Origin of the sequence: Streptomyces cellostaticus, assembly GCF_023630175.1 — a bacterium.
GTDB classification, from domain to species: domain Bacteria; phylum Actinomycetota; class Actinomycetes; order Streptomycetales; family Streptomycetaceae; genus Streptomyces; species Streptomyces cellostaticus_A.
On sequence record NZ_JALLIN010000060.1, the window covers coordinates 1 to 14,275 of the forward strand.

The following is a 14,275-nucleotide window of genomic DNA, read 5'->3' on the forward strand; positions in this document are numbered from 1 at the left end:
CGCGGCGGCCGGCTGCTCGCCGCTCTCCACCGCCCGGACCGCGGCGAGCAGTTCGGCCGCCTTCCCGCTGAGCGCGGTGCCGCTGGCGACGGGCGCCGTCCGCTCGGCCTTGCGCCGCTCGATCCGTTCCCGCTCCATCCGTTGCGCGGCCAGCTCGGCCTCCGCCTCGGACAGCTCCGGCCCGCCCGCGTCGCCGGCCGGCTCCGCCGCCGTGCTCCCCGGCGCGTCGCCGGCCGCCGCGCCCTGCTCCGGGGTCCGCTCCGTGTCCGGGCTCTCCGGGGCTTCCGGGGCCTCGGGCCCGGTGTCCTCCGTGGTCTCCGGCTCCGTGCTCACAGCGTGCTCCAGTCGTGATCGGGATAGCGGTGCACGGGCGCCGACACGTCGTCCAGCGCCCTGCAGATCTCGTCAGGAAGACTAAGCGCCTCCACTGACAGCGCCGCCGTGAGCTGCTGCGCGTTGCGCGAGCCGACGATCGGGGCGGCCACCCCGGGCCGGTCCCTGACCCAGGCGAGTGCCACCTGGAGCGGTGTGACCGCGAGCCCGTCCGCGGCCGTCGTGACGGCGTCCACGATGTGCGCGGCGGTGTCGTCGAGGTACGGCTCGACGAACGGCGCGAGGTGCTCGGAGGCCCCGCGCGAGTCCGCCGGAGTGGCGTGGCGGTACTTGCCGGTGAGCACACCGCGGCCCAGCGGGGAGGAGGGCAGCAGACCCACGCCCAGGTCGAGCGCGGCGGGCAGCACCTCGCGCTCGGCGCCGCGCTGGAGCAGCGAGTACTCGAGCTGGGTGCCTGCCAGCCGGGTACGGCCCGGCGCGGCGAGCTGCCAGGTGGCCGCCTTCGCGAGCTGCCAGCCGCAGAAGTTGGCGACGCCCACGTACCGGGCGCGGCCACTGCTCACCGCCACGTCGAGGGCCTGGAGGGTCTCCTCGAGCGGGGTGCCGGGATCGGGGGCGTGGATCTGCCAGAGGTCGACGTGGTCGGTGCCGAGGCGGGTCAGCGAGGCGTCCAGGGCGGCGAGCAGATGGCCGCGGGAGCCGTCGACGCGGCGGTCCGGGTCGGCGACGCTGCCCGCCTTGGTGGAGATCACCAGGTCCCGGCGGGGCACCAGGCCGTCCATCAGCCGCCCCAGCAGGTACTCCGCCTCACCGTCGCCGTACACGTCCGCGGTGTCGACGAGGGTGCCGCCGGCCTCCCAGAAGGTCTTCAGCATGTCCGCGGCGTCGTGCTCGTCGGTGTCCCGGCCCCAGGTGAGAGTGCCGAGCCCGATCCGGGACACGCGCAGGCCGGTACGGCCGAGATGCCTCTGCTCCATGTGCGGGAGATTACTGGCCGGAACTGGTGCCGTGGGTTGCCTGTGGACAACCGGATCCGCCCCGCCGGACGCCCGGATCACCGGCCGGTGGCGGCACCGGCGCGGGCGGGGCGCGGCGCACGGGGGCTGTGCGGGGACCGCCCCGGCTCGCTAAGGTCGCAGCCAACGGACGTTACTCATGGGTAAGGGGATTCGGCCATGCAGCTCGGGATCAACCTCGGCTACTGGGGTGCCGGGATGGACGCGGACAATCTGGCCGTCGCGCAGGAGGCCGAGCGGCTGGGCTACGCCGTGTGCTGGGCCGCCGAGGCGTACGGCTCGGACGCGGCCACCGTGCTCAGCTGGGTCGCCGCCCAGACCGAGCGTATCGACGTCGGTTCGGCGATCTTCCAGATCCCGGCCCGGCAGCCGGCCATGACCGCGATGACCGCGGCCACCCTGGACTCGCTGTCCCAGGGCCGCTTCCGGCTCGGCCTCGGCGTCTCCGGACCGCAGGTCTCCGAGGGCTGGTACGGCGTCAGGTTCGACAAGCCGCTCTCCCGCACCCGGGAGTACGTGGAGATCGTCCGCCGGGCGATGACCCGCGAGCGCCTGTCGTTCGAGGGCGAGCACTGGACGCTGCCGCTGCCCGGCGGCCCGGGCAAGCCGATCAAGCTGACCGTGCACCCGCAGCGCGAGCACATCCCGCTGTACATCGCCGCCATCGGCCCGAAGAACCTGGAGCAGACCGGCGAGATCGCCGACGGCGCCCTGCTGATCTTCCCGTCCGCCGAGCACCTCGAGGACACCACCATCACGCACCTGCGCGCCGGACGGGAGAAGGCCGGCAAGACCCTCGACGGGTTCGACATCTGCCCGACCCTGCCGCTGGCCGTCGGCGACGACAAGGACGTCTCCCGCCTCGCCGACACCTTCCGCCCCTACACCGCGCTGTACGTCGGCGGCATGGGCAGCTTCAAGCAGAACTTCTACAACCGGCTCGCCCAGCGCATGGGGTACGAGAAGGAGGCCGCCGAGATCCAGGAGAAGTACCTGTCCGGCGACAAGCAGGGCGCGGCGGCCGCGGTTCCGCAGGACCTGATCGACAAGACCACGCTGCTGGGCTCCGTGGACCGTGTCGCGGACCGGATGAAGGCCTACGCCGCCGCCGGCGTCACCACCCTCTCCCTGGCCCCGGCGGGCTTCACGCTCGACGAGCGGATCGCCTCGCTGCGGGCCGGCAGCGAGGCCCTGGAGCGCGCCGGCCTCGGGTAGGACCCGCCCGGCGGGAAGTTCTGCGGCCGTGGTGGGGGCTCGGGGGTCTTCCCCGCCACGGCCGTCACGCGGAACAACGCGCCGGACGCCGGTTGGTCACGGCCCCCGGCGGTCCTTCTCGCGGACGGCCCGCCGCGGGCCCCCGGCGGCCGCTCTCCCGGCCCCCGGCGCCCCCTCACAGCCAGCCGCGCCGCTTGAACTGCCGGTACAGCAGCACCTCCAGCACCGCCATCGCCACGATCACCACCGGATACGACCACAGCCAGTGCAGCTCCGGCATGTGGTCGAAGTTCATGCCGTACACGCCCGCGATCATCGTCGGCACCGCGGCCATCGCCGCCCAGGCGGAGATCTTCCGCATGTCGTCGTTCTGCCGCACGCTCGTCTGCGCCAGGTGCGCCGACAGGATGTCCGACACCAGCCGGTCCAGGCTCTCCACGGACTCGTTCACGCGCGTGAGGTGGTCGCTCACGTCCCGGAAGAAGGGCCGCGCCTTGTCGTCCACGAACCGCACGCCGCCGCCGAGCGGTCCGGTGCCGGCCAGCCGGGTCAGCGGCACCGCGAGCGGCCCGGTCGCCCGGCGGAACTCCAGGACCTGCCGCTTGAACGCGTAGATGCGCGACGCGGTGTGCCGCGAACCGCCGCTCACCGGCTCGAACACCTCCGCCTCCAGCTCCTCCAGGTCGGTCTGCAGCTCCGTGGCCACCTCCAGGTAGTGGTCCACCACGGCGTCGGAGATCGCGTACAGCACCGAGGTGGGGCCCTTGCCGAGCATCTCCGGGTCCTCCTCCAGACGGCGCCGTACGGTCGCCAGCGGCGCCCCCACGCCGTGCCGGACCGTCACCACGAAGCCGTCGCCGACGAACACCATGACCTCCCCGGCCGAGACGGTGTCGCTCTCCGGCTCGTACACGACCGGTTTGAGGACCATGAAGAGTGAGTCGTCGTACACCTCCAGTTTGGGCCGCTGATGGGCCTTGAGGGCGTCCTCGACCGCCAGCGGGTGCAGCCCGAACTCCCGGGTGACCAGGTCGAACTCCCGTTCCGACGGCTCGTGCAGCCCGATCCACACGAAGCCGCCCGCCGCCCGCGCCTCGTCCAGCGCGTCGGAAAGGTCCTCAGGGCCCTCGGTACGGAGCCCGTGCCGGTACACGGCGCAGTCCACGATCACGGAGCGCATTCTCCCTTCGACCGTTCACCGGTGCTTGTCCTGATGCGCTTACCCTGGGCCGCATGCCCACGCTGATCCTCGTCAGGCACGGACGGTCGACCGCCAACACCTCGGGTGTGCTCGCCGGGTGGACGCCAGGCGTCGCCCTGGACGAGCGCGGCGCCGCACAGGCCGCCGCGCTGCCCGGCCGGCTCGCGGGCCTGCCGCTCGCCGAGGTCGTCGCGAGCCCCCTGCAACGCTGCCAGGAGACCGTGGCGCCGCTGCTCGCCGCCAGGCCCGGACTGCGCGCCCACACCGACGAACGCGTCGGGGAGTGCCACTACGGCGACTGGTCCGGACGCAAACTCGCCGAGCTGAAGGACGAGCCGCTGATGGAGGTCGTCCAGGCCCACCCGTCGGCCGCCGCCTTCCCGGGCGGCGAGTCCATGCGGGCGATGCAGACCCGCGCCGCCGAGGCCGTGCGGGAGTGGAACGCGCGCGTGGAGCGCGACCACGGCGCCGACGCGGTCTACCTCGTGTGCTCGCACGGCGACGTCATCAAGTCGCTCGTCGCCGAAGCCCTCGGACTCCACCTCGACCTGTTCCAGCGGATCTCCGTGGAACCCTGCTCGGTCACCGCGATCCGCTACACCCGCCTCAGGCCGTTCCTCGTCCGCCTCGGCGACACCGGGGACCTCACCTCGCTCGCCCCGCGCGAGGACACCGGCGAGGGCGACGCACCGGTCGGTGGTGGTGCGGGCGCACCGTGATCGTCGCCCGCAGTAGGGTGAAGCGGTCCACCCCGTGGCACCCGCAACGGCCCGCACCCCAGCAATCCCCGATTCCAAATGGAGACAGGACGTGTCCCGTCAGGTGTTCCTCTTCGACCCACCGGACCGCTTCGTCGCGGGCACGGTCGGGCTGCCCGGACGCCGTACGTTCTTCCTCCAGGCCATCGCCGGCTCCCGGGTGACCAGCGTGGCCCTGGAGAAGACCCAGGTCGCCGCACTCGCCGAGCGCATGGACGAGCTGCTGGACGAGGTCGTACGGCGCAGCGGCGGCAGCGCCGCCGTCCCCGCCGTCGCGCCCACGGAGGTCGCCGACACCGGCCCGCTGGACACCCCCGTCGAGGAGGAGTTCCGGGTCGGCACCATGGCCCTGGCCTGGGACGGCGAGGAACAGCGCATGATCGTGGAGGCGCAGGCCCTGGTGGAGCTGGACGCCGACAACGAGGAGGACCTCGCCGAGGCCGAGGAGCGACTGCTCCAGGACGAGGAGAACGGGCCCCCGATGCTGCGGGTCCGGCTGACCGGCGCGCAGGCCAGGGCCTTCGCCAAGCGCGCCCTGGACGTCGTCAACGCCGGGCGGCCGCCGTGCCCGCTGTGCAGCCTCCCGCTCGACCCGGAAGGACACGTATGTCCGCGCCAGAACGGATACCGCCGCGGAGCGTGACGGCCGCGGACGACGGCGCCGCCGAGCTGCTGGCGCGCGGTGAGCTGTCCGTGCGCGGACGCATCCGCGAGGCGTCCAACGCGGCGCTGTTCTGCACGGTCGCCCTCGACGGCCGGGAGGCCTCCTGCGTGTACAAGCCGGTGGCCGGGGAGCGCCCGCTGTGGGACTTCCCCGACGGCACCCTGGCCGGCCGCGAGGTGGCCGCCTACGAGGTCTCCGAGGCCACCGGCTGGGGCCTGGTCCCGCCCACCGTGCTGCGCGACGGCCCGTACGGCGAGGGCATGTGCCAGCTCTGGATCGACGCGGCCGAGGCGGAGCTGCTCGCCCTGGTGGACGCCGAGGAACCGGAGCCGGGCTGGAAGGCGGTCGCCCTCGCCGACGTCGGCGAGGGCCGTACCGCGCTGCTCGTCCACGCCGACGACGAGCGGCTGCGCCGCCTGGCCGTCCTCGACGCCGTGATCAACAACGCCGACCGCAAGGGCGGGCACCTGCTGCCCACCGAGGACGGCCGGCTCTACGGCATCGACCACGGGGTCACCTTCAGCACCGAGGACAAGCTGCGCACCCTGCTGTGGGGCTGGGCCGGGGAACCGCTCACCGCCGAGGCCGTGGAGGTGCTGAGCGCGCTGCGGGGAGCCCTCGCCGGGGACGGTGGGCTGGCCGGGCGGCTGGCGGCGCTGATCACCCCGGCCGAGGTCGACGCCACGCGCGCGCGGGTCGACGGTCTGCTGGCGACCGGGCTCCACCCGGAGCCGGGCGGGGAGTGGCCGGCGATCCCCTGGCCGCCCGTGTGAGCGCGGCCGGCACATCCCCGCGGGAACCGCAAGAACGCACAACCGGCCGTCCGGGCCGGTCCCGTTCGTACCCGCGGCTCGCGGCCGGTTAGGCTCATGTACATGCATGCCTGGCCCGCTTCCGAGGTCCCCGCCCTGCCTGGTCAGGGCCGCGACCTGAGGATCCACGACACCGCGACCGGCGGCCTCGTCACCCTCGACCCCGGTCCCGTCGCCCGTATCTACGTCTGCGGCATCACGCCGTACGACGCGACCCACATGGGGCACGCGGCGACCTACAACGCGTTCGACCTCGTCCAGCGCGTGTGGCTCGACACCAAGCGGCAGGTCCACTACGTCCAGAACGTCACCGACGTCGACGATCCGCTGCTGCAGCGTGCGGACCGGGACGGCGTCGACTGGGTCGCCCTCGCCGAGAAGGAGACCACCCTCTTCCGTGAGGACATGACCGCCCTCAGGATGCTCCCGCCCCAGCACTACATAGGCGCCGTCGAGGCCATACCCGGCATCGTCCCGCTCGTGGAGCGGCTGCGCGAGCTCGGCGCGGCCTACGAGCTCGACGGCGACGTCTACTTCTCCGTCGAGTCCGACCCGCACTTCGGCCAGGTCTCCAACCTCGACGCGGCCGCGATGCGGCTGCTGTCCGCCGAGCGCGGCGGCGACCCGGACCGGCCGGGCAAGAAGAACCCGCTGGACCCGATGCTGTGGATGGCCGCCCGCGAGGGCGAGCCGAGCTGGGACGGCGGCACCCTCGGCCGCGGCCGCCCCGGCTGGCACATCGAGTGCGTGGCCATCGCCCTCGACCACCTGGGCATGGGCTTCGACGTGCAGGGCGGCGGTTCCGACCTGGCCTTCCCGCACCACGAGATGGGCGCCTCGCACGCCCAGGTGCTCACCGGCGAGTTCCCCATGGCCAAGGCGTACGTGCACGCCGGGATGGTCGCCCTGCACGGCGAGAAGATGTCGAAGTCCAAGGGCAACCTGGTCTTCGTGTCCGGGCTGCGCCGCGACGGCGTCGACCCGGCCGCGATCCGGCTGACCCTGCTCGCCCACCACTACCGCTCCGACTGGGAGTGGACCGACCAGGTCCTGCGGGACGCGGAGGACCGGCTCGGCCGCTGGCGGGCCGCCGTCTCCCGGCCCGACGGCCCCGGCGCCGACGCACTCGTCGACGAGATCCGCGCGGCCCTCGCCGACGACCTCGACGCGCCCGCCGCGCTCGCCGCGGTCGACCGCTGGGCCGAGCGGCAGCACCGGGAGGGCGGCACCGACACCGGCGCCCCCGGCCTGGTCTCCCGGGCCGTGGACGCGCTGCTCGGCGTGGCCCTGTGACGCGCCCGCCCGGTACGGGCGGGCGCCCGGCCTGACGGCGAAGGGGCGGTACGCGACGCGCGTACCGCCCCTTCGCCGTCCCTCGGACTCTCAGCCCTCGGCGCCGTCCTCGTCGTCGCCCTCGCCGCCGGCGGTGTCCGTGTCCGGCTTGGCCGGCCTCGGCGGGCGGGTGCGTCCGCCGGGCGTGTCACGGGGCGCGTCCCGCCGGAAGGAGCCGCCCTCGCCACCGTCCGCCGTGGCGTGTCCCCCCGCCGGGCCGACGTCCCGGCGCCGCAGGTACCGCTCGAACTCGCGGGCGATCGCCTCGCCGGACGCCTCGGGCAGCTCTGCGGTGTCCCGGGCCTCCTCCAGCGTCTGCACGTACTCGGCGACCTCGCTGTCCTCGGCGGCGAGCTGGTCCACGCCCACCTGCCAGGCGCGCGCGTCCTCGGGCAGCTCGCCCTGCGGGACGCGCAGGTCCAGCAGGTCCTCCAGCCGGTTGAGCAGGGCCAGGGTGGCCTTGGGATTGGGCGGCTGGGAGACGTAGTGCGGCACCGCCGCCCACAGCGACACCGCCGGAACCCCCGCGTGCGTGCAGGCCTCCTGCAGGACCCCGACGATGCCCGTGGGGCCCTCGTACTTGGTCTCCTCCAGGTCCATGCGGCGGGCCAGGTCGGGGTCGGAGGTGACCCCGCTGACCGGCACCGGACGGGTGTGCGGGGTGTCACCGAGCAGGGCGCCCAGGACGACCACCAGCTCCACTCCCAGCTCGTGCGCGAAGCCCAGCAGTTCGTTGCAGAACGACCGCCAGCGCATGGACGGTTCGATGCCCCGGACCAGTACCAGGTCGCGCGGCTTCTCCCCGCCGACCCGCACCACCGACAGTCTGGTCGTCGGCCATGTGATCTTGCGCACCCCGCCGTCCATGAACACCGTGGGGCGGTTCACCTGGAAGTCGTAGTAGTCCTCGGCGTCCAGCGCCGCGAACACCTCGCCCTTCCACTCGCGTTCCAGGTGCGCGACCGCCGTGGAGGCGGCGTCACCGGCATCGTTCCAGCCCTCGAACGCGGCCACCATGACTGGGTCGATCAGCTCGGGAACCCCCTCCAGCTCGATCACCCAGTGCCTCCTTCCGACGTGCTCTCGCCTGACCACCCAACCTTACGGCGTCCGGCGGGAGCGCCCGCGACCCCCGTGACCGGGGGGCTGCCCGGATCACTGCCCCGTTCGCCACGCATGAACACCCGGCGCGCCCTCGCGGCACCGCACCGCCGCGCCCGCCGCACCACCCGCGGGACGGCCACCCGGCCCGCGGGCGGTGCGGTGCCCAACCGGGCCCGGGGCACGCCGTGTTGCGGCCGCGACGGCCGGCTGTACGGGCGGGGCGCGACGGAAAGGGGCGGCTCCATCGGCGTGGAGCCGCCCCTTCCGCCCTTCCGGACCCGGTGCGGCGGGTTCCGGCGCGGCGACGGCGGCCGGCCCTGGTCAGGGAAGGGGGCCGGCCGCCGTCCGGGCCTACCTGCCGTCGAGCAGGTCCTGGACCTTGGCGCGGACCTCGTCCGTGGCGAGGCCGCGGATCGTCAGCGTGGTGCGGCGGCGCAGCACGTCGTCCGCCGTCTCGGCCCACTCGTGGTCGCGGGCCCAGACGACCTGCGCCCAGATCTCCGGGGCGTCCGGGTGGACGCGCCGGGCCAGCTCCGGGTGCTCGTTCGCCAGCCGGGCGATGTCGAAGGCCAGGGAGCCGTAGTGGGTGGCCAGGTGCTTGGCGGTGTCGGCGGCCATCCGCGGGCCGGGCGCCGGGTGGTCCACCAGCAGGCGGTGGGCGACCGCGCGCGGGTTGGCGACGCCGGGCAGCGGAAGCTTCTTCGGCAGCGAGGAGATCGGCTCGAAGTCGTCGCCGAGCGGGTGGCCCGGCAGCTCCTCCAGCTTCTGCATCACGGTGCGGCCGATGTGGCGGAAGGTCGTCCACTTGCCGCCCGCGACGGACAGCATGCCCCCCCTGCCCTCGGTCACGACCGTCTCGCGCTTGGCCTTGGCGGTGTCGCCGGGGCCGCCCGGCAGCACCCGCAGACCGGCGAAGGCGTAGGTCATCAGGTCGCGCTGGAGCTGCTGGTCCCGGACGGAGAACGCGGCCTCGTCCAGGATCTGGGCTATGTCCTTCTCGGTGACGGACACGTCCGCCGGGTCGCCCTCGTACTCCTCGTCGGTGGTGCCGAGCAGCAGCATGTCCTCCCAGGGGAGGGCGAAGGTGATGCGGTACTTGTCGATCGGGGTGGCGAGGGCGGCCTTCCAGGGGGCGGTGCGCTTCAGCACCAGGTGCGCGCCCTTGGACAGGCGGATCGAGGGCGCCGCGTTCGGGTCCTCCATCCGGCGCAGGTGGTCGACCCAGGGGCCGGTCGCGTTCAGCACCAGGCGGGCGTTGACCCCGAACTCGGAGCCGGAGATCCGGTCCCGGAGTTCGGCGCCGGTGACCCGGCCCTTCGTGAAGCGCAGTCCGGAGACCTCGGCGTGGTTGAGCACCACCGCGCCCGCCTCGACGGCCGCGCGGACCGTCATCAGCGCCATGCGGGCGTCGTTCATCTGGTCGTCGCCGTAGACGGCCACGGCCTTGAGGTTGTCGGTGCGCAGCTCGGGCACGTCCTGCGCCGCCTTGGCGGGGGAGAGCAGGTGGCCGACGCCGTCGCCGAACGCGGAGAGCGCGGAGTAGGCGAAGACGCCCGCGCCGAGCTTCGCCGCGCCGTGCGGCCCGCCCTTGTACACGGGGAGGTAGAACGTGAGCGGGTTCGCCAGGTGGGGGGCCACCTGGCGGGAGACCGCACGGCGCTCGAAGTGGTTCTCCGCCACCAGCTTCACCGCGCCGGTCTGCAGGTAGCGCAGACCGCCGTGGAGCAGCTTGGAGGAGGCGGAGGAGGTGGCACCGGCGAAGTCGCCGGCGTCGACCAGCGCCACCCTGAGTCCGGACTGCGCGGCGTGCCAGGCGGTGGAGATGCCCAGGATGCCGCCGCCGATCACAAGAAGGTCGTACGACGCCTTGGCGAGTTGCTCCCTGGTCTCGGCGCGGCTCGGGTTGGAGCCGGAGGCCGGGTGCGTTCCCAGGGCAGGCACGGACTGCAGGGTGGACTGACTGGTCATTTCGGGTACTTACTCCTCGTCAGAGCTGTCGGAGCCGTCTCAGCTCTCGTCCTCGATCCAGCCCATGGTCCGGTCGACGGCCTTGAGCCAGCTCTTGTACTCACGGTCGCGGGTCTCCGCGTCCATCCGGGGGGTCCACTCCGCGGCCCGGCGCCAGTTGGCGCGCAGTTCGTCGGTGCTGGACCAGAAGCCGACGGCGAGGCCGGCGGCGTATGCGGCGCCGAGGCAGGTGGTCTCGGCGACCATCGGGCGCACCACGGGTGCGTCCAGGACGTCCGAGAGTGTCTGCATCAGCAGGTTGTTGGCGGTCATGCCGCCGTCGACCTTCAGGGTCACCAGCTCGTCGCCGGAGTCCTTGATCATGGCGTCGGCGATCTCCCGCGTCTGCCAGGCGGTGGCCTCCAGGACCGCGCGGGCGAGGTGCGCCTTGGTGACGTACCGGGTCAGGCCGGCGATCACACCGCGGGCGTCGGAGCGCCAGTGCGGGGCGAACAGGCCGGAGAAGGCCGGTACGAAGTAGGCGCCGCCGTTGTCCTCGACCGAGAGCGCGAGCGTCTCGATCTCGGCCGCGGTGGAGATCAGGCCCATCTGGTCGCGCATCCACTGCACCAGGGAGCCCGTGACGGCGATCGAGCCCTCGAGGGCGTAGACCGTCGGCTGGTCGCCGATCTTGTAGCCGACGGTGGTCAGCAGACCGGCGTAGGAGTTGATGATCTTGTCACCGGTGTTCATCACCATGAAGGTGCCGGTGCCGTAGGTGGACTTGGTCTCGCCCTCGGAGAAGCAGGTCTGCCCGAACAGGGCCGCCTGCTGGTCGCCGAGCGCGGAGGCGACCGGGATGCCGCCCAGCAGGTCGCCCAGCTTGCCGCCGGTGACCTCGCCGTACACCTCGGCGGAGGAGCGGATCTCGGGCAGGATCTGCAGCGGCACGCCGATGGACTCGGCGATCTTCTCGTCCCACCGCATCGTGTGCAGGTTCATGAGCATGGTGCGGGAGGCGTTGGTGACGTCGGTGACGTGCTTGCCGCCGTTGACACCGCCGGTCAGGTTCCAGATGACCCAGCTGTCCATGGTGCCGAACAGGATGTCGCCCGCCGCGGCGCGCTCCGCGAGGCCGTCGACGTTGTCGAGCAGCCAGCGGGCCTTGGGCCCGGCGAAGTACGAGGCCAGCGGCAGGCCGGTCTCGCGGCGGAAGCGGTCCTGGCCGACATTGCGGCCCAGCTCCCGGCAGAGGGCGTCGGTGCGGGTGTCCTGCCAGACGATGGCGTTGTGGACGGGCTCACCGGTGTTCTTGTCCCACAGCACGGTGGTCTCGCGCTGGTTGGTGATGCCGATGGCCTTGATGTCGTCGCGGGTGATGCCGGCCTTCTGGACGGCCCCGGCGACGACTTCCTGGACGTTGGTCCAGATCTCGGTGGCGTTGTGCTCGACCCAGCCCGGCTTCGGGAAGATCTGCTCGTGCTCCTTCTGGTCGACGGAGACGATCCGGCCGTCCTTGTCGAAGACGATGCAGCGCGAGGAGGTGGTGCCCTGGTCGATCGCGGCGATGAACGGGCCTGCGGTGTGGGCGTCGGTCACTGTGTGCTCCTGAGAGATCCGTGGTGATGGGGCTTTACGTACGGCGCTTGCGCGGAGGCTCGGTGCTTCCTAGACGAAGGCGACGTTGTAGATGCCTGCGGCGATCGCGCCGCCGATCAGCGGACCGACCACCGGGACCCAGGCGTAGCTCCAGTCGGAACCGCCCTTGTTGGGCAGGGGCAGCAGGGCGTGGACGATGCGGGGGCCGAGGTCACGGGCCGGGTTGATGGCGTAGCCCGTGGGTCCGCCGAGGGAGAGGCCGATGGAGACGACCACGAGGGCGGTGATCAGGGCGCCCAGGGTGCCCAGGCCGTTGCCCTGGTCGTTCAGGCCCTGGGTGAGGACGGCGAGCACCAGAACGACGGTGCCGATGATCTCCGTGAGGAGGTTCTGCACCGCGTTCCGGATCTCCGGACCGGTGGAGAAGACGCCCAGGACCGGGCCCGCGCCCTTCTCCTGGGCCTCGACGGCCTTGACCGTCGTGGCCTGCGCCCCCGGACCGCCGACGATCTCCTTGTCGGTGAGGTGGGCGTGGAACTGGCCGTAGTAGGCCGCCCAGACCAGGGCCGCGCCGATCATGGCGCCGAGAAGCTGACCGCCCCAGTACACGGGCAGGTTGCTGAAGTCCTTGTCCTTGATCGCGAGAGCGAGCGTCACGGCCGGGTTCAGATGGGCGCCGGAGAGCGGCGCCGAGGTGTAGACGGCCGTCAGTACGGCGAAGCCCCACCCGAAGGTGATGGCGAGCCAGCCGGCGTTACGGGCCTTGGAGGCCTTCAGCGTCACGGCGGCGCACACGCCACCGCCGAGCAGGATGAGTATGGCGGTACCTATGGTCTCGCCGATGAAGATGTCGGAGCTGGACACCCGCGACTCCTTTGTCCTTCGTCCAGGGAAACCGAACCCCGGGTCCCTCCGGGGGTTCTGGCGCCCTCGGGGGTGAGAGCGATGCCGGCCCTTGGCGTTGTCACACTCTAGCGCGTATTGCCGTTAGGTGTTCGACAATGCCGACCGATGGACGGGAGTCTTGCTTCGGCGTCACGCGTGCGTCAAGGGTTCTGTTGTCGAAAACAGGATCGTTATTGATCGCTGCCGGTTGTCGCTCTTCCTGCACTGACGTACCTGCTCGCCCGATATGTCCACTTCAGGGTATGGCGAGAACCGGAACGCCGCCTCGCGTCCCGGTCGTCCTTCGCTTCGTCCGGCCCGGTCCGGCCGTCGCCCGGCGGTGGATCGCCGCCGGTCAGAAACGCCCCGCGCCCAGGTCCCGCGACACCGCGCGGGCGCAGTCGCGCACCGCGGCGATCAGCTCCGGACGCAGCTCGCCGTCCCGGCCCAGCCGCTCCACCGCGCCCGCGATACCGACCGCGCCCACCGGCATCCGGCGCCGGTCGTGGATCGGCGCGGCGATCGACGCCACGCCCTCCCAGGTCTCCTCCACGTCCGCCGCGTAGCCCCGCGCGCGCGTGAGGTCCAGCAGGTGCTCGAAGTCCTCCGGCTCGCACACCGTGCGGTCCGTGAAGGGTTTGCGGTCCGCCTCCATGGCCTCGCTGTGCGCCACCGGGTCGTAGGCGGAGAGCACCTTGCCCAGCGCCGTGGAGTGCAGCGGCTGCATGGCCCCTATCTCCAGCACCTGCCGGCTGTCGTCAGGCCGGAAGACGTGGTGCACGATCAGGACGCCCTGCTGGTGCAGCACGCCCAGGTAGACGCTCTCCCCGCTGGAGCGGGCCAGGTCGTCGGTCCACACCAGGGCCCGTGCCCGCAGCTCGTGCACGTCCAGATAGGTGGTGCCGAGGCGCAGCAGTTCGGCGCCGAGCTGATAGCGGCCGGACACGTCGTCCTGTTCGACGAACCCCTCCTGCTGCAGGGTCCGCAGGATGCCGTGGGCGGTGCCCTTGGCGAGGCCCAGCGACGAGGCGATGTCCGAGAGGCCGAGCCGCCGCTCGCCGCCCGCGAGCAGCCGCAGCATCGCCGCCGCCCGTTCGAGCGACTGGATGTTCCGTGCCATCGCCGTCCTGCCCTCCGTCCCCTTCGACCAATGCCGCACAGCGCAGAACACCCTGTTCGGCAATGTCGAACACTACCGGTCCATGTCGACCTGCCGCCAATGGTTCGGACGACAGCTGTTACATCCGGCGCGGCCCGCCCGTGGAGATCCGGCCGTCCGGCACGCCCGGCGTCCGCCTCGTGGACGCCGGTGCCCATCCAAGCCCACTCCCGGTTACGCTGACGCCGTGCCCTGCCCCGGTTCCCGCCGGGGAAGGCGCATAGCCGACAGCCGTCGCATCCCAGGGAGC

The 14,275-nt window shown here is 72.5% G+C and carries 12 protein-coding genes and 1 pseudogene; 5 read left to right on the top strand and 8 right to left on the bottom strand.

Annotated elements, in window-relative coordinates; translation table 11 throughout:
* Positions 1-333: pseudogene (locus MXD57_RS28350) on the bottom strand (DNA helicase RecD); the annotation flags it as partial.
* Entirely contained in the window at positions 330-1,310 is a 981-nt protein-coding gene (locus tag MXD57_RS28355; RefSeq protein WP_250405022.1) for an aldo/keto reductase, read from the bottom strand. The pseudogene MXD57_RS28350 and the gene MXD57_RS28355, both read right to left, overlap by 4 nt.
* Positions 1,311-1,508: 198 nt before the next feature.
* Between MXD57_RS28355 and MXD57_RS28360 the strand changes: the two genes are divergently transcribed.
* Positions 1,509-2,564 (top strand): LLM class F420-dependent oxidoreductase, encoded by a 1,056-nt coding sequence (locus MXD57_RS28360; RefSeq protein WP_250405023.1) that lies wholly within the window; start codon positions 1,509-1,511, stop codon positions 2,562-2,564.
* A 175-nt stretch (positions 2,565-2,739) separates the two neighbouring features.
* Here MXD57_RS28360 and corA read toward each other — a convergent pair whose 3' ends face one another.
* Positions 2,740-3,735, bottom strand: a complete 996-nt coding sequence (gene corA, locus MXD57_RS28365) for a magnesium/cobalt transporter CorA (RefSeq protein WP_250405024.1) — start codon at positions 3,733-3,735, stop codon at positions 2,740-2,742.
* Between the two features lie 62 nt (positions 3,736-3,797).
* Here corA and MXD57_RS28370 point away from each other — a divergent pair, with 62 nt between their 5' ends.
* The 4 genes from MXD57_RS28370 to mshC all read left to right on the top strand — a co-directional run bounded on the left by MXD57_RS28370 (position 3,798) and on the right by mshC (position 7,292).
* The gene (locus tag MXD57_RS28370; RefSeq protein WP_250405025.1) at positions 3,798-4,484 is read left to right on the top strand and encodes a histidine phosphatase family protein; all 687 of its coding nucleotides are present in this window, start codon (positions 3,798-3,800) and stop codon (positions 4,482-4,484) included.
* A gap of 91 nt (positions 4,485-4,575) precedes the next feature.
* Positions 4,576-5,166: a DUF3090 domain-containing protein gene (locus MXD57_RS28375; RefSeq protein WP_250405026.1), complete on the top strand. Its 591-nt coding sequence runs from the start codon at positions 4,576-4,578 to the stop codon at positions 5,164-5,166.
* Positions 5,130-5,960 carry an SCO1664 family protein gene (locus tag MXD57_RS28380; protein WP_250405027.1) on the top strand — a complete coding sequence of 277 codons (831 nt, stop codon included), beginning with the start codon at positions 5,130-5,132 and terminating at the stop codon, positions 5,958-5,960. The genes MXD57_RS28375 and MXD57_RS28380 overlap by 37 nt, the downstream gene beginning before the upstream one ends.
* A gap of 102 nt (positions 5,961-6,062) precedes the next feature.
* On the top strand, positions 6,063-7,292 hold the full coding sequence (mshC, locus tag MXD57_RS28385; protein WP_250405028.1) for a cysteine--1-D-myo-inosityl 2-amino-2-deoxy-alpha-D-glucopyranoside ligase: 1,230 nt from the start codon (positions 6,063-6,065) through the stop codon (positions 7,290-7,292).
* Between the two features lie 90 nt (positions 7,293-7,382).
* On the opposite strand, the gene MXD57_RS28390 is transcribed toward mshC, so the two are convergent.
* From MXD57_RS28390 to MXD57_RS28410, 5 genes are all read right to left on the bottom strand, one after another.
* Positions 7,383-8,390, bottom strand: a complete 1,008-nt coding sequence (locus MXD57_RS28390; RefSeq protein WP_250405029.1) for a PAC2 family protein — start codon at positions 8,388-8,390, stop codon at positions 7,383-7,385.
* A gap of 396 nt (positions 8,391-8,786) precedes the next feature.
* On the bottom strand, positions 8,787-10,403 hold the full coding sequence (locus MXD57_RS28395) for a glycerol-3-phosphate dehydrogenase/oxidase (protein WP_250405030.1): 1,617 nt from the start codon (positions 10,401-10,403) through the stop codon (positions 8,787-8,789).
* 39 nt (positions 10,404-10,442) lie between these two features.
* Positions 10,443-11,981, bottom strand: a complete 1,539-nt coding sequence (gene glpK, locus MXD57_RS28400; protein WP_250405031.1) for a glycerol kinase GlpK — start codon at positions 11,979-11,981, stop codon at positions 10,443-10,445.
* Between the two features lie 69 nt (positions 11,982-12,050).
* On the bottom strand, positions 12,051-12,845 hold the full coding sequence (locus MXD57_RS28405) for an MIP/aquaporin family protein (RefSeq protein ID WP_250405032.1): 795 nt from the start codon (positions 12,843-12,845) through the stop codon (positions 12,051-12,053).
* 376 nt (positions 12,846-13,221) lie between these two features.
* Positions 13,222-13,986 (bottom strand): IclR family transcriptional regulator, encoded by a 765-nt coding sequence (locus tag MXD57_RS28410; protein WP_250405033.1) that lies wholly within the window; start codon positions 13,984-13,986, stop codon positions 13,222-13,224.
* Between the last annotated feature and the right edge of the window lie 289 nt (positions 13,987-14,275).